Source organism: Flavobacterium ichthyis (assembly GCF_009915155.1).
In the GTDB taxonomy this organism is placed as follows: Bacteria; Bacteroidota; Bacteroidia; order Flavobacteriales; family Flavobacteriaceae; genus Flavobacterium; species Flavobacterium ichthyis.
The window spans coordinates 135,357-152,967 of record NZ_JAABLM010000004.1 but is presented as its reverse complement, the minus strand read 5'-3'; the positions used below and the strand labels follow the sequence as shown (position 1 = coordinate 152,967).

At 36.1% G+C, this 17,611-nt stretch carries 8 protein-coding genes; 3 read left to right on the top strand and 5 right to left on the bottom strand.

Annotated elements, in window-relative coordinates:
- Positions 1-69 precede the first annotated feature (69 nt).
- The 4 genes from GV828_RS04640 to argS form a co-directional block, all read right to left on the bottom strand.
- The gene (locus GV828_RS04640; RefSeq protein WP_166536313.1) at positions 70-1,752 is read right to left on the bottom strand and encodes an MBOAT family O-acyltransferase; all 1,683 of its coding nucleotides are present in this window, start codon (positions 1,750-1,752) and stop codon (positions 70-72) included.
- Positions 1,753-3,168 (bottom strand): LysM peptidoglycan-binding domain-containing protein, encoded by a 1,416-nt coding sequence (locus GV828_RS04635; RefSeq protein WP_166536312.1) that lies wholly within the window; start codon positions 3,166-3,168, stop codon positions 1,753-1,755.
- Complete coding sequence (locus GV828_RS04630; RefSeq protein ID WP_166536311.1) at positions 3,161-4,600, bottom strand: SGNH/GDSL hydrolase family protein; 1,440 nt, start codon at positions 4,598-4,600, stop codon at positions 3,161-3,163. The genes GV828_RS04635 and GV828_RS04630 overlap by 8 nt, the downstream gene beginning before the upstream one ends.
- Positions 4,601-4,720: 120 nt before the next feature.
- A complete protein-coding gene (gene argS / locus GV828_RS04625; RefSeq protein WP_166536310.1) occupies positions 4,721-6,499 on the bottom strand; it encodes an arginine--tRNA ligase in 1,779 nt (592 codons plus the stop codon).
- Between the two features lie 310 nt (positions 6,500-6,809).
- Between argS and GV828_RS04620 the strand changes: the two genes are divergently transcribed.
- Both GV828_RS04620 and GV828_RS04615 read left to right on the top strand, forming a co-directional pair.
- Positions 6,810-10,973: a T9SS type B sorting domain-containing protein gene (locus tag GV828_RS04620; protein WP_166536309.1), complete on the top strand. Its 4,164-nt coding sequence runs from the start codon at positions 6,810-6,812 to the stop codon at positions 10,971-10,973.
- Between the two features lie 183 nt (positions 10,974-11,156).
- Positions 11,157-13,550: an outer membrane beta-barrel family protein gene (locus GV828_RS04615; protein WP_166536308.1), complete on the top strand. Its 2,394-nt coding sequence runs from the start codon at positions 11,157-11,159 to the stop codon at positions 13,548-13,550.
- Positions 13,551-13,788: 238 nt separating this feature from the next.
- On the opposite strand, the gene GV828_RS04610 is transcribed toward GV828_RS04615, so the two are convergent.
- Positions 13,789-14,799 (bottom strand): 3-oxoacyl-ACP synthase III family protein, encoded by a 1,011-nt coding sequence (locus GV828_RS04610; RefSeq protein ID WP_166536307.1) that lies wholly within the window; start codon positions 14,797-14,799, stop codon positions 13,789-13,791.
- Positions 14,800-15,147: 348 nt separating this feature from the next.
- Here GV828_RS04610 and GV828_RS04605 point away from each other — a divergent pair, with 348 nt between their 5' ends.
- Positions 15,148-17,556, top strand: coding sequence for a S9 family peptidase (locus tag GV828_RS04605; protein ID WP_166536306.1), 2,409 nt, complete (start codon positions 15,148-15,150; stop codon positions 17,554-17,556).
- The last annotated feature ends 55 nt before the right edge of the window (positions 17,557-17,611 follow it).

The window sequence follows — 17,611 nt, the reverse complement described above, 5'->3', positions numbered from 1 at the left end:
TCCTTAATCAACTATGATTTATCTAAAAAAAAAAAATAAAAATACTTACAAAAGTCTAAATTTATCTCGTTAAAATTGAAAATAAATAAACGGTTGTGGTCCAGCAGTAGCGGTGGCGTAAACTATCCAATATACAAATCCAAGCAAAATCGCTTTGCCTAAAAGTGGGGTTTTGTCGAAAGTATTTTTCATGGCAAAAGTTACGCTTCTTGGTAAAAAATGCCACGCAAACCCAATGAACATCAACATAAATACGTTTTTATATCCGGAAGCAATCACCAGCCATTGGTTAAAATCTAAGGTAAGGTTACCGATATTTTCGATGACTTGCATGGCGGTTGGAAAATCTTTCGCACGGAAAAACAACCAACAAAATGCCACGAAATGAAAGGTAAGCAACACCGAAAAGACACGCCAAACTTTAGTTCCAGTTGTTTTTTCTTTGCTGTCTGGAAAAAATTCTAAAAATATTTTGTGAACCGCCAAAGCTATTCCGTGTAAAGCGCCCCAAATGATAAATCGCAAACTCGCACCATGCCACAAACCACCTAACAACATTGTGGTTAACAAGTTAACATTGGTAACCATAGTTTTTTCGCGGTTTTTAGACAATAAAAAAGTAAGCGCAAAAACCACTAAAGATGAAATTGCGATGATCAACGGAATGTGACTTGTGGCAGAATATGTAATTCCCCAAACGATTAATCCGAAGAAAAATAACGCTGGAAATAAAAATCCTGCAAACGAACCCGAACGATTTCCTCCTACTGAAATATACAAAAAATCTTTCAACCAAGTGGACAACGAAATGTGCCAACGACGCCAAAATTCGGTGATGGAAGCCGATTGATACGGTGTTCTAAAATTGGTGGGCAACTTAAATCCTAACAACAATGCCACGCCAATTGCCATATCGGAATAACCTGAAAAATCACAATAAATTTGAATCGCATAACCGTAAGATGCCATTAAATTTTCGAAAGCTGTATAACTCATTGGCGAATCAAAAACACGGTCAACAAAGTTAATTGAAATATAATCGGAGATGACGGTTTTTTTGATGAGACCGCCAATTATCAGGAACAATGCGTTGTTGACATCGTCTTTTGTCAGGTTGAGTTTTTGGTAAATTTGCGGTAAAAAATCTTTCGCACGCACAATCGGACCCGCAACCAACTGTGGAAAAAACGACACGAAAAATAAATATTCTACATAGTTATTGGTAGGAACAATTTCTTTTCGGTAAATTTCGATGATGTAACTGATGGATTGAAAGGTGTAAAACGAAATTCCTACCGGAAGTAAAATATCGTGAAAAGCCAGATTCCCGCTAAACAAATCATTATACGTTCCGATTAAAAAGTTGGTGTATTTGAAATATCCCAACAACCCCAAATTTAGAATCACACTGATGACGATGTAAAATTTCCGCCAACTTTCCCGTTGTTCCCGATATATAATTCCAGATAAATTATAGTCAACAACGGAGGAAAGGATTAATAATAAAAAGTAGATTCCGCTAGATTTGTAGTAGAAAAAAAGCGAAAAAAAGATGACGTAAACCAATCTTAAGTAGAAAGTTTTACGCAAAAAAGCATAGACGAAATAAAAAATCAGGAACATCCCGAGGAACAATCCGGTGTTAAAAAGCAACGGTTCTTTAGGGTTGTAAACAAACCAAGATTTTACAGTTTCTAAAGAAATTGTTCCAAAAATGTGGCTAAACCAATCAGGTAAAACACTGTTAATCATCTATTTGATGCTGTTTAGATAAATGCTAAATTCCTTCAAAATGGCTTCTGCCAAAATTTTCCCTTGCTTCTCATATCCCGCTTTAGAATAATGCACTTTGTCGTTTGCCATCAATCCGCGAGCTACGTTTCTTTGAACCCCGTATAACCCGCCAAGTTGTGAGTACAAATCAAAAACGGCGTATTTTTTTTCTTCGGCTTTCACCAAAATACTTTCGGCATAATCGGCGGCAAATGTATTGGGAAATTTTCTTTTAAACAAAGAGTTTGGTGGTGTAGAAATTAAAACCGGAACATTATTTTTTTCACGTATCATTTTCAAAAAAATATCCAATTGAACCATATAATCTGAAGCCGCCATTTTATCAAAACTTTCGTTGGTTCCCAGAGACAAAATCACTAAATCTGGCTGTAAACCAGCAAGTTGTTCAAAGAACAAAGGATATTTATTATAATCGGAAAATTTGGCGCCATTTACCCCAATGCTACTGTAAATAATTCCCGGATTATTATTCTCTAAAAACAAGCCATTTAACTCAAAATCAGTACTTTCTGCATCCGGAATCAGGTAAATTTTGTCCAAAGATTTTTCACTTACGTAAAAGTGCGAAATGTTGTCATTATTAATTTCCAGAGGAATAAACTCTGATCTTGTTACCGATTTTGGTTGCATTTCGCTCGTAGGAATTTTTAAGGTTTTTCCCGCCTGAATGTTGTTCGAACGAAGGTTATTGGCGCGTTTTAATTCGGCGACAGAAACATTGTATTTGTCAGCAATAATCGAAATGGCTTCTCCCCTTTTTATCTTGTGCGTAATTTTTTTTGGCACCTTTGATTCGAGAACGATTGTTTTTTCGCTTAAAGCAAAATCAAACTGTTTTTTATTTTGAGGCGTAAAAACTTTTATCGTATTAAATTCATACGAACTGTCTTTAATATTCAATTCTACGGCAAAATCTTTGGCAGTTGTCCAAAGTGCAATGCCGCTTAAACCCACAGGATTTCCCTTGTCTGGATAAATATTTCGGTAGCTTTGCCAATTTCTGTTTGACTTAAATCTTTCGTTAGATGAACCATTTGTGTTGGCCAAATTGTGCGGAAAAATAAATCCTCGTCCGCCATTCCCGAAGGTTTCTTGTAGCCTTTTCCGAATCACATTGCTCATCAAATCCGCCTGAATGTGTGAATCTCCAATGTGAACAATATTAATTTTTCCTTTTTTCTGTTTTTGAAGCTGAACAATTTTATCGAAAAAAGGTTGCAATACCTGAGCATTTTGTAGTTTATTTTCTGGCAAAACCTCAACTTCGGTAGTATCAATTGCGGTGGAATCTTGCTGGGTTTCATCTTCTTGTCCTTTGCAATTTAAAGCCGATAATACACAACACCACAACATTAAAAATTTTAGCTTATTCATTTAAACTGTCAGTTTTGATGGTGGCGGAATCAGTGATTTTTTTCGCAACGGGTTTACGATTTTTACGTAATACTTTGTATTTTTCGTAACCTTGACTGAGTTCTTCAAAAATAAGAGAGGCGATTTTTTTGGCACCTCTAAAATTGAAATGCGTGTAATCTTTATTGGCTTTTGCCGGTTCTTCTTCAACCCATTTTACCATCGAACCCTCACCACCCATTAAAGTATAAAGATTTACAAATCCTGAATTTGTTTTTAAGGCATATCTTTTTTGAGCGGTTGTCAATGGAACTACAGCCGAATCAGTTTTCATTTCTAATTCGTATTTCTTTGATTTATCGGCAGTTGACACAATTAAAATAGAAACTCCAGGAAAACATTCTTTTAAATGATTTACCGTTTTAGTCATACTTCTATCGTACCAAGTGTAATCTTTTGTACCGTAATTTAATACATTCGTTCCGTAATGCAATACAATCAAATCGTAATTTAATTGTTTATTAAACGCTTTCATGACCTCTGGATTGAAGGTGGAAATCGGCAAACCAGAATTTCCTCTTTGCGAAAAGTTATCAACGTGAACGCCTTTGCCATTGTCAAAATTAAATCCGAAAATAGGAATGGAATCCGCATCCACAAAATCGGCTTTGAAAGCTTTTAAATCTGACGAAGCAATTTTTAGGGTGTTCACTAATTTATGAGGCGACAGCGTTTTAGTAAGCGTATCTTTACCAATAATTACTTTGACTTTTCCATCAAAATTTTTTCCTTTACCGTAAAAAAGCGTAGGATTATTGAGCATTGTGGCAAATTTTGCTTTGTTAGCTTTAAAGCGAATCCACTCAATATTAGCGGTATCGTTGGCAAAAAACACGTGCCCGTTTACACCAAAAGGACTTCGCGGTCTTTTGACATTGAGGTAAGATTGGGTTTTCCAATTTCCAGAATATTGATGGGTAACTGAACTTCTCGAAGCCGCAGATTCTGATGTAATTGACACGAAACCAACACCTTCGCCACCAAATTTTTCCTGGTAATTTTGTCGCAAATCTTGCACAATCATATCGCCATCAGTCATGGAATCACCAAAATAGGCAATTCGCACTTTTTGCTCCGGATTATTCTCAAGTTGAAATAGTTTTTCAAAAAACGGAATCAAATGCTGATACCCTTTGTAATCACTGAAATGTTCCGGCGGAAACACAATGCCTTCGGTCTCGTCAAATACAATTTTTTCGTTCACAAGAGTATCTTTTGCGGAAGCGATATTGGTATCAACTGCTTCGAGCAATAGACTGTCGATGAGCACATTTTTTGCATTTGCGGTATTTTCGGGAAATAATTTTTTAGGCAAAAATTGTTTAAATCCAATGAATGCCGCCGTTGCCAACAACACAATTAAAAACGACTGAAAGAAATAAGATTTGTTCACTTCGCGATTTTGGATTTACGATTTATGATATATGATTTTTGAATGACAGATTTTAAATAAAAATTGTTGATTATTCCAAACCTTTAACTTCTCACTCCAAACTTTTTACTCCAAACTCAACTACATTCTTTCGGGAACGTCAATTCCTAAAAGTGAAAATGCGGTGGCAATCACTTGGGCTACTTTATTGGAAAGTTGTACACGGAATATTTTCTCATTTTCTACTTCCGAACCTAAAATTGGAACGGCTTGGTAAAAAGAATTGTATTCTCTTACTAATTCATAAACGTAGTTTGCCACCACTGCCGGACTATAATTTTGTGCGGCTTCTTGGATAATTTGTGGGAAAAGTTCGAGTTGTTTGAGCAATTCTTTTTCTTTGGCATGTAACGCAATTCCGGTTTGTGGAGCCGAGAAATTGAAATTTGCTTTACGCAAAATCGATTGGATTCTGGCGTAAGTATATTGAATGAATGGACCTGTATTTCCGGCAAAATCCACTGATTCTTTCGGGTCAAACAAAATTCTTTTTTTCGGATCTACTTTTAAAATGTAATACTTCAACGCTCCTAAACCTATGGTTTTGTAGAGTTTTTCTTTTTCATTGTCAGAATAAGTATCTAATTTTCCTAATTCCTCCGAAATATTTTTGGCGGTTGAAGCCATTTCTGCCATCAAATCATCGGCATCAACCACAGTTCCTTCACGGCTTTTCATTTTGCCGGAAGGCAGATCAACCATTCCGTAGGAAAGATGAAACAGATGTTGGGCCCAATCAAAGCCTAATTTTTTCAAAATTAAAAACAACACTTTGAAATGGTAATCTTGCTCATTTCCAACGGTGTAAACCATTCCGCCAACATCTGGAAAATCTTTTATACGTTGAATAGCAGTTCCAATGTCTTGTGTAATGTAAACCGAAGTCCCGTCCGAACGAAGCACTAATTTTTCGTCAAGACCTTCAGCGGTTAAATCAATCCAAACCGAATTGTCTTCTTTTTTGTAAAAAACGCCGCTTGCCAAACCTTGCTCAATCACGTCTTTCCCTAATAAATAGGTGTTGCTTTCGTAATAATAAGAGTCGAAATCAACGCCAAGATTTTGGTATGTTTCTTCAAATCCTTTGTAAACCCAACCGTTCATTTTTTTCCAAAGTGCGATAACCGCTTCGTCTCCAGCTTCCCATTTTTGGAGCATTTCTTGAGCTTCCACGATGATTGGCGCTTGTTTTTTGGCTTCGTCTTCAGACTTTCCTTCCGCTTTTAACGCTTCAATTTCGGTTTTGTAGGCTTTATCAAATTCTACATAATATTTCCCAACGAATTTGTCACCTTTTAAACCAGAAGTTTCCGGGGTTTCGTTGTGGCCAAATTTTTCCCAAGCCACCATTGACTTACAAATATGGATACCACGATCGTTGATAATTTGGGTTTTATATACTTTTTTTCCCGAAGCTTTTAAAATTTCGGCTACAGAATATCCTAATAAATTATTACGAACGTGTCCTAAATGTAAAGGTTTATTGGTATTTGGTGAAGAATATTCTACCAAAATTGCTTTTGCATTTTCATTTGGTTTTTGGATTCCAAATTGAGAATCGGGTTGAATTTCATTAAAAAATTGGAGGTAATGAGCATCGGCGATGACAATGTTTAAAAAACCCGAAACTACATTGAATTTCTCAACATTTTCATCATTTTCTACTAACCAATTCCCGATTTTGGTTCCAATTTCTACTGGATTTCCACGTAAAATTTTGACCAAAGGAAAAATAACCATGGTGATATCGCCCTCAAATTCTTTCCGTGTAGCCTGAAATTCGATTTTTTCGGGAGTGATTCCGAAGATTTCCGAAACGGCTTTTTCAATTTTAGGCGAAAGAATTTTTACTAGACTCATTTTTTTAATTTTTAGCGTGCAAAGATACTAATTTCTGTATGAATTTACGTATGGAATACAGCAGAGTATAACTGCATGATAATCAATTTGATAATACTTGAAAATAAAAGTTTAAGTAAATTCTTTCAAAAATTTAATATTTTGTAAGAATATACGTGTAAAATCAGTTAAATTGTGTATTTTATCGAGTTTTTTATACACTTTATCGAGTTTTCTATATAATTTTGACCCATAAAATGAATGTAACAAGAGCCCCAATTCTTTTTACGAACATATGTTGAAAAATTGATTTATACAAGTTAATTTCGATATGAAAAAATACCTACTACTGTTTTTGGTTTGGTTGCCAATTGCAGGGTTGTCACAGCAAATTGTTGTGGACAATACATCTCACACGGTTCCCCAGCTCGTGAATGAAGTTTTGATTAATTCTTCCTGTATTGAGGCGACCAATATTACTTGGCGTACAGGAAGTAACTTTAGTTCGGATAACGGAATTGGCTATTTTACCAATACCAATCCAAATTTTCCGATGCAAAGTGGTGTGATATTATCCACCGGAAATGCAATGAGAGCTTCAGGTCCCAATATTAATAATCTCAGTGACGGAAATAACGACGCTTGGATTGGCGATACTGATTTAGAGGACGTTTTGGCCAATGCCGGAATCGAAATGCAATCAGTAAATGCTACGGTTTTAGAATTTGATTTTGTTGCCCTTTCCCCAAATTTTAGTTTTGATTTTCTTTTTGCTTCTGAAGAATATGGTAACTACCAATGTTATTTTTCTGATGCATTTGCGTTCTTGTTAACTAACAGGAACACCGGCGAAACCCGAAATCTGGCGGTAATCCCCAATTCCATCACGCCAATTTCGGTTTTTACGGTTAGAAATTATTTGTACAATTCTCAATGTGAATCAGTTAACGCGGAATATTTTGGATTATTTAATGGGGGTTCTCAAGCAGAAAATGCCGCCATCGACTTTAACGGACAAACAAAATTAATGCAAGCCAGAAGCATTTTAGTTCCCAACACGCCGTATCACATTAAGCTAGTCATTGCCGACCGACGCGATTACCAAGAAGATTCGGCAATTTTTATTTCGTCCAGTAGTTTTAACATTGGTCAAGAAATTTTGGGTGATGATTTAACTCTGGCTTCGGAGAATGCGATTTGTTTTGGCGAAAGCCACACCATTCAAAGCAATTTAAGTAACACCGAATATTCTTTCACTTGGAAAAAAAATAATGTCATTATCGAAGGTGAAAACCAGCCGAACTTAACCGTTACTGAACCTGGAACTTACACATTAATCTATAATAGTTTAGCATTTCCATGCGAAACACCACTTTCAGATTCAATTTTGGTTGAATTTTTCCCGGAAATTGTAGTACCACCTTTGAAAAATTTATACAAATGTGATACTGGAGCTTCAACTTACGATTACAATTTAGCCGAAAATAATGCTGTACTTTCCAGTTTAGATGCCGGAAGTACGATTAGTTATCACTATTCTGAAGTAGATGCAATGGCAAACGTTTCGCCTTTAGATGAAAATATTTTAGTCACCCCAAATACTACTATTTTTGCCCGAATCACCAATGCACGAGGTTGTGTTACGGTGAGAAATTTCCAATTATTAACCACCAATCCACCGATTGCCACCGCACCTTCAAACTTAACTTCTTGTGCGGTGGAAATCGATGGAAATCAGGGAATTTTTATTTTTTCGCAACAAAATAATAGCATTTTGGATGGTTTATCTTCAGACATATTTGCAGTTTCATACCATCTTTCTACTGAAGATGCTGCAACTGGTGCAAATGCTGTTTCGGAAAATGGTTTGCTTGCGCAAAATGCAGAAACAATCTATGTTCGCCTTTACAATAAAACTGATGTGGATTGTTTTGCTACAACGTCATTTGAAATATTTGTAAAAAATTTACCACAAGTTGACACCATTGAAAATCAATTGGTTTGCGATGAATTTACGCTACCGACTCTTACCCACGGAAATTATTTTTCGGCTTCGGGAGGAAACGGAACGCCGTTTTTTGCTGGAGATGTGATTGACTTTACCACTACTATTTACGTTTATGCCGAAACCGGAGGAACGCCTAATTGTTCCAACGAAACCAGTTTTAATATTACAGTTTTAGATCCAGAAAGCATTATTCCTGCAAGTAATACTTATTGTACTGAATATATATTGCCAAATTTAACGGCAGGAAATTATTATACACAGCCAAATGGTCAAGGTACACAAATTCCTGCAGGTACAAGAATTACCCAAAATCAAACAATTTATGTTTATTATCAATTTCCAGCAGAACCTTTTTGTATCGTAAACGGTGCTTTTGAGGTTGAAATTATTCCGTTCACTAGATTATCCAATTTTCAAAATGTTTTTAGATGTGAAAGTTATGTGCTACCAAGTTTAACCCATGGAAAATATTTTGCAAGACCAAATGGAGTTGATGAAATTCCTGCAGGAACAGTGATTACCACTACTCAAAATATTTATGTTTACACCCAAAACGGAATTTGCAGTGATCAAAAAAGGTTTACAGTTTACATTGGTATTAACACGCCACCCAATGCGGAAAATTGCTCAAATTACGTTTTGCCACGCCTTGCTATCGGAAATTATTTTACTGGTCCTGCGGGTTCTGGAAATATGATTCCAGCAGGAACGCTAATCAGCACCTCACAACGAATTTATATTTATGTTGCTACTGAAGACATTCCTAATTGTACTGATAATGTTTACTTTGATGTAATCATTTCAAATCCTTTTCCACAAATTGATGGCGATGTGACAGTATGTGGCGGATACGTATTGCCTCCAATATCTGTGGGGAATTATTACACCGGAACACAAGGAACAGGTATTCAATTACTTGCTGGACATACAGTTTCCACCTCACAAAGAATTTATATTTACAAGGAAATTTTGCCTGGGCAAAATTGTACCAATGAAATTAGTTTTATGGTAAACGTAATTAAATTGCCGTCAATTAGTTCGCGTTCAGATATTGGACCAATTTGTGGTGCTTATACGTTGACACCTTTAGAACACGGAAATTATTTTACTGGAATAAATGGAACTGGAACACAATTAAATGCTGGAGATATCATTACCGAAACCCAAACGATTTATATTTATTCTAAAACTGATACCAATCCGGTTTGTGAGTCGCAAAACAGTTTTACCATCACAATTGTTGATGTTCCATTAGATATTTTAGAACCTGTTATTGCTTGCAATGAATTTATTTTGCCGGCATTAACACATGGAAATTATTATACACAACCTAATAAACAAGGTGAATTATTATATGAAGGACAAAGGATTTCAACCACACAAACTTTATATATCTATAATGAAATTGATAATCGCGGACAAATTTGTTCACGAGAAGTTCCGTTTGAAATTACCATTGTCGCCACTCCAGAAATTACTGAAATTCCATTAGAAGTCAGAACTTTTTGTGATGATGATGACTCAAATGATGGGATTACTGAAGTGAATTTAAATGTTTTAAACGACTTTGTTTTTGGAACTTTTCAACCTTCTGAGTATGCCGTTTTATATTTTTTAAGTGAAAACGATGCAGTTTTGCATCAAAACCCAATCGAATCAACAACAGCAACCACGGTTTTTGTAAAACTTTTCAGCTTAATTTCTAGAGAATGTTATGATATTGTTCCGATAAGATTGGTAGTGAAACAAACTCCTGAAGCCATACTACAAGAAGGAATAATTTGCCAAGACATTGATACTGGAGAAGCTATAAATTCTCATGTGATGAGTACAAATTTATCAAGTTCTTTCCACACTTTTCAATGGTTTTTTAATGGAAATTTAATTGAAAATGCTACGCAAAGTTATTTCACAGCTTCACAACCCGGAATGTATAGCGTTTTGGCAACCAGCACTTTAACCGGATGTGTTTCTAAAGAAATTTCGGCAGAAGTGTTGCTCTCACAACAAGCAGTTGTATCCTATTTTGTAAGTAACGAATTTAATGATAATCAGGATATTACTGTGACGGCAACAGGTTTAGGAAATTATTTATATCAATTAGACGACGGAATACCTCAAGTTAATCCTGTTTTTACGAATGTTTCTTCAGGCGAACATTTAATAACCGTAATTGACAGCAATGGCTGTTTAACGACTACAATCAAAGCTTTTGTAGTAAATTATCCTAAATTTTTTACGCCAAATGGTGATGGTTTTAATGATTACTGGAACATTCATGATTTGGCTCATCAACCCGATGCTTTAATCGACATTTTTGACCGTTATGGAAAATTCATTATTCAAATTAAACCTTCAGCTGCTACTGGATGGGATGGGAATTTAAACGGAAAAGCATTATTTTCAACTGATTATTGGTTTAAAGTTACATATTATGTTGATGGACAACAAAAAGAATTCCGTTCACATTTTGCAATGAAAAGATAAATTTTTGTAGTATTTTTACCCCGGATTTCCCCAAGTCCTTATCGAAGCCCTCCTCATATTTTTTTCGGGAGGGCTTTTTATTTGGAATTATTTTAAATAATATTTTTTTGTAACAAATGAAATATTGTGATGTCTATTAAGGCAAAATAATCATCAATCAAAAAAATTAATTTTTTATTTAAAATGAAAACTAAACTAATTTACCTTTTGTTTTTGTTATCGATGCTTCCGGCATTTGCACAAAACAACTTAAGCATTTCTGGAAAAGTTACCGATACTAAAAACCAAACAATCCCCTATGCTACCGTTACCATAAAAGAAGCTGACGCTGTGGTTTCGGGTGTTCTAAGTGATGACAAGGGCGATTTTTCTGTAAAAAATCTAGCAGCAAAAAATTACACGCTAGAAATTCAATTTATGGGTTATAAAACTTATACGACCAATGTGAACTTGAGTAACGGTTCTGTAGATTTGCCAAAAATCACCTTGCTTGACGATGCAACCACGCTGGAAAGCATAGAAGTTGTAGCAGAACGTTCGACGATTGAACAAAAAATTGACAGAAAAGTAATCAACGTAGGTAGAGATTTGACAACTGCTGGAGCCACGGCTTCGGAAATTATGAACAATATTCCTTCGGTAAATGTAGATCAGGATGGAAGAATTTCACTTCGTGGAAACCAAAATGTTAGGGTATTAGTGGACGGAAGACCAACGAACATGGATCCTGCTCAATTGTTAAAACAAATTCCTTCGACTTCTATAAAAAAAATTGAGCTGATTACCAATCCAAGTGCGAAATACAACCCGGAAGGAATGTCAGGAATCATCAATATTGTGTTGCACAAAAATGCTAACGATGGTTTTAACGGGAGTTTAAATGCGGGAATTACTTTTGCAAAAGAACCAAAATTCAACAACTCATTAGACATGAACTACCGTACCGGAAAAGTGAATTTCTTCGGGAATATCGGGAGTAATTTTGGAAAATATTTCAATGACGGATTTATCCAAAGATTTGACAACAGTTCGAATCAAAACCTTGATATTGTGAATGATAACGAATCTTATTTGTATAAAATTGGAATGGATTTTTACATTAATGATAGAAATACGATTTCATTTTACACCAATCAAAATGCTTTAGAAGGAGCAGGAAATGTAGATACGTTTATCGAATATTTGACCAATGAAGAACCTAACGTTTTACAATTAGGAGAATATTTAACGGATAATAACAATGCCGCTTACAATTTGGCTTACAAACATAAATTTGAAAAAGAAGGCCACACGCTTGATTTTGAAGCCAATTACAATGATTACAAGCAAACACAAAACGCTAATTTTAACACCACCACTTTTATTTCGCCAGAATCTCAAATTATATTTTCTGACCGAATTAAAGACAAACGTGAAAATACAACAGCAAACTTGGATTATGTGAATCCATTGAACGAAAAATCGACTTTAGAATTAGGTGCCGAAGCGAGAATCATCAGAACTACAAACGATTATTCTACAGGAAATCCGTTGGTTCCAATTCCAAATAGTGATTATTCTTATGATATCGATATATATTCGGCATATGCTACTTTTGGACAAAAATTCGAGAAATTTTCTTACCAATTAGGAGCGCGTTTTGAGAGTTACAAAGCCCAAGCAAACCTCAACAATGGTGATGTAAAATTTGATGACGATTATTTAACTGTTTATCCTTCGGCTTACTTAACGTACAACTTGAACGACAAAAATATGTTCCAATTCAGCTACAGCCGAAGAGTGGACCGTCCGAGTTTAGAACAAACTAAACCGATTAGAGAATTTGCAACGCCTTTGGTAGTTGGATTAGGAAATCAGGAACTTCGTCCGCAGTTTACCAATTCTGTTGAAGTAAATTATACCAAAATTTTTGACAAAGGTTCCTTAACCGGAGGTGTTTTTTACCGATTGATCAATGACGAAATCAACCGTGTTTTGTATTCGGATGAAACGACTGAAAACCCGAATGATTTGATGATGAGTTGGGCTAATTTCGACAATAATTCTGCTTACGGATTTGAAATTTCTGCCAATTATAAAATCACGAAATGGTGGGATGTTCAGCCTGCAATTGATTACTCGAACATCAGACAAAAAGGTTTGGTTTCGGTACTTCGTGAAGGAACTGTGGGTGAATTTGATTTTGTTCAAAGAGAAATTGAAGCTTCAGCTTTCAACGCGAGAATTAATTCAAACTTCAAAGCAACGAAACGATTGAGCTTTTTATTATTTGGTTTTTACCGTGGTCCGGTTGACGGAATCCAAAACAACAGCCACGAAATGTACAAGATTGACATGGGTGGAAGATATTCAATGTTAAACAATAAATTGACTTTTAGCCTTCGTTTTAACGACATTTTCAACACGATGGAGTATGCATTTGACAGCCAGAATCCTTACCCAAGTTCAGGAAGATTTGGTTGGGAAAGCCAGTCGCTTTATTTTGGAATCAATTATATGTTTGGTGGTGGAAAAAACAGAGCGATGCAACGTAAATACCGTGAAGACAACACCAAACAAGGTGGAGGAATGTTTTAAATTAGGCATTAGGCAAAAGTAAAAGCGCTGGAATTATCCGGCGCTTTTTTTGTTCCAAATTTGGAACTATTTTTAAGATTACTCCTTCATCGGAAAACAAGGATAACCTTTAAAACCTGAAACTTGAATCCTGAAACTTTTTCAACATTAAGAAGTTAAGAAAAATTAAGGCTTTAAGGTTTGGCTTTAAACTTTGAAACTCTGCAACTTTGAAACTCTGCAACTCCAACCTTAAACCCTACCACTTAATCACCGCACTTGCCCAAGTAAAGCCGCTTCCAAAAGCAGCTAAAACCACGGTATCACCTTCTTTTATTTTTCCTTGTTCCCAAGCTTCGGTTAAGGCTATTGGTATGGAAGCTGCGGTTGTGTTTCCGTATTTTTGGATGTTGTTGAAGACTTGATCATCAGTTAATTTAAATTTCTGCTGAATAAATTGTGAAATTCTTAGGTTGGCTTGATGTGGAATCAGCATATCAATGTCCGAAACTTCCAAATTATTTATTTTTAGTCCTTCCATGATTACTTCGCTGAAACGAACCACAGCGTTTTTGAACACAAATTGCCCGTTCATGTATGGAAAATAACTTTCATCGTCGGGATTATTGTCTTTTAAAATATCAGTAACCCAACGGCCGCCCATTCCAGGAGCTTTTACAATTAATTCTTCGGCGTGTTGGCCTTCGCTGTGCAAATGTGTGGACAAAATTCCTTTGCTCAAATCTTCTTCTCTCGATAAAATCGCCGCTCCTGCTCCATCGCCAAAAATAACCGAGACACCACGTCCACGAGTTGTCATGTCCAGACCATTGCTGTGGACTTCGGAACCGATGATGAGAATATTTTTATACATTCCGGTTCGGATGTATTGATCTGCGATAGACAAGGCATACACAAAACCCGAACATTGGTTTCGGATATCCAATGCTCCAACGGTTTTCAGACCCAAATCACGCTGTACCAACACTCCAGGACCCGGAAAATAATAATCCGGACTCAAAGTCGCAAAGATTACAAAGTCGATATCATCTTTGGAAATGCCAGAGCGTTCGATTGCGACTTTTGCAGCCTTCACTCCCATTGATGTCGTGGTGTTGCCATCGCCTTTCACAATGTGCCGTCGCTCCACAATCCCCGTTCGCTCCTGAATCCATTCATCATTGGTATCCATAATTTTCGACAAATCGTCGTTAGTCACCACATTTTCAGGAACATAAAAACCAAGCCCGGCAATTTTACTATGATACATAAAATTAGTATTTCGTTAAAAATCAATTATTAAAAATAAAAATCTCGTGAAAAACACGGTAACAATATAGCAAAAATTTACAAATTATCAATTCGTATTTTTTTTGGCAGCCATTCCCGCTTTTCGCTTCAAGTCCTCGGCAACGGGCTTTTTTTTCAATTCGCAGCAAAAGAGCTCCTGCCGTCGCTTTTTGCTGCGAGAAAAAAATAGCCCTTTTGCCTGTGGGCTTTCCGCTACAATCGGGGCTGCAACCCCTGCTACATTCACTTTAACAAAAAAAATTTGGCAAAACCTGTTACAAAGTCCTACATTTAAAGACAAATCATGCAACCAAAAAATATCTTTTTTATGAAAGTAAAATTTTCCATGCTTTTCCTTTTGGCAGGTCTCGCAGGCTTTGCGCAGGAAGAACTCAAGTATCAAAAACCATCCCAGGAAATCCTCCAGCTTGCCGATTATGAACGAGCTCCTTCGGTTTCGATGGACACTAAAAAAGAGTATATGTTACTCTCTTACCGAAACACTTATAAAACACTAGATGAGCTAAACCAAGAAGAAATGCGTCTCGGTGGTTTAAGAATAAATCCTGTAACTAATATTTCAAGTACTACTACTTATATCAATAATATTAAGGTACGGAAAATTAAAGACAAAAATGAAATTCAGGTTACCGGTTTGCCACAAAACCCAAAAATTGCCAACATCTCTTGGTCTCCAGATGAAAAGAAAATTGCTTTTACGCATACAACTGCAACAGGTGTTGAATTGTACGTCTTGGATGTAGCTTCGGCAAAAGCCACAAAATTAACCGCGGCCAACCTTAACGCTAACTTAGGAAACCCAATCAGTTGGTACCGCAACAGCGAAAATCTTTTGGTAAAAATGCTTCCGTCAAATCGTCCAGCTTTGATTGATGCTAAAAAAGATTTGCCAACCGGACCAACCGTTTCTTCTGGAGATGGAAAAGTGTCACAAAACAGAACCTATCAGGATTTATTAAAAAACAAAACGGATGAAGCCAATTTTGACAACTTGGTAACATCGGAATTATACAAGGTGGATTTAAACGGAAAGGCTGCTCTTTACAAATCTGCCGATTTGTACGCTGGAGAAAGTTTTTCACCCGATGGAAATTACATCATGATTACCACCATCGCAAAACCGTATTCTTACATCGTTCCTTTAAACCGTTTCCCAATGAATACTGTGGTTTACGACTTGAACGGAAAAGCAATTAAAACGGTAAATGAAATTCCGCTAAACGAAATTATGCCAAAAGGTTTTATGGCTACCAGAACTGGAAAACGCAGTATGAGTTGGAGAGCGGATAAACCTTCAACCTTAGTTTTCGTGGAAGCCTTAGACAGCGGAGATCCAGCAAACAAAGTAGATTTCCGTGACGAAGTTTTCCTTTGGGAAGCGCCTTTTACAGCAAATCCGATTTCTTTGGCTAAAACACCACAACGTTACGGCGGCATTTTGTGGGGTAACGAAACGACCGCAATTCTTTACGACCAATGGTATGATACCCGAAACGAAAAAACCTACTTGATCAATCCTTCTAATCCATCACAACAACCTAAAATAATTTTCGACCGAAATTCTCAAGATATTTACAGTGATCCGGGAAATTTTGAAACTGTTAAAAATGAATACGGTCGTTATGTTTTGGCTTTAGAAAATAACAACGCTTATTTAATTGGAGCTGGTTATACTAAAAATGGTCAATTCCCTTTTGTTGATGAATTTAATATGAAAAGCTTAAAACCGAAACGTTTGTACCAATCGGCTTACAAAGATAAAGTTGAAAGTATTTTTTCAATTGAAGATTTCAAAAAAGGGGAAGTTTTAGTTCAAATTCAATCTAAAACAGAATACCCGAATTATTATTTCAGAAATATTAAAAAGAAAAACCAATTAACGCAAATTACCAATTTTGCCAATCCTTTCGAAAGCATTAAAAACGTACATAAAGAAGTAATTAAATACACTCGAAAAGATGGCGTTCAACTTTCCGGAACTTTATACCTTCCGGCAGGTTATGATATGAAGAAAAAAGAAAAATTACCTTTATTAATTTGGGCTTATCCAGAAGAATACAAAGACAAAAATAGTGCGGGACAAAGTGCTCAAAACGCTAACGATTTTACATTTCCTTATTACGGTTCGTTTGTTTATTGGGCTGCAAAAGGCTATGCGGTTTTAGACGATGCTTCGTTCCCAATTATTGGTGAAGGAACCACAGAACCTAACGATACTTTTATCGAGCAATTGGTTGCCAATGCAGAAGCGGCAATCGATGCGGTGGATAAATTAGGTTACATCAACAGAAAAAAAGTGGCAGTTGGAGGACATTCTTACGGTGCATTTATGACGGCAAATTTATTAACACATTCTAATTTATTTGCTTGCGGAATTGCCCGAAGTGGAGCTTACAACCGAACGTTAACACCATTTGGTTTCCAAAGCGAACAAAGAAATTATTGGGAAGCACAAGACGTTTACAACACGATGTCTCCTTTTATAAATGCCGAAAAAATGAAAACACCAATGTTGTTAGTTCACGGTGATGCTGACAATAATCCGGGAACTTTCACGCTACAAACTGAAAGATATTTCCAAGCCTTGAAAGGTTTAGGAGCCCCAGTGAGAATGGTGTTGTTGCCAAAAGAAAGCCACGGTTATGCGGCAAAAGAAAACATTTTGCATCTCTTATGGGAACAAGATCAATTTTTAGAAAAACATTTGAAAAACTAAATGCTTAAGCTGTAAGCAAAAATAGAAAATCCCCGAAGTCTATTGAATTTTGGGG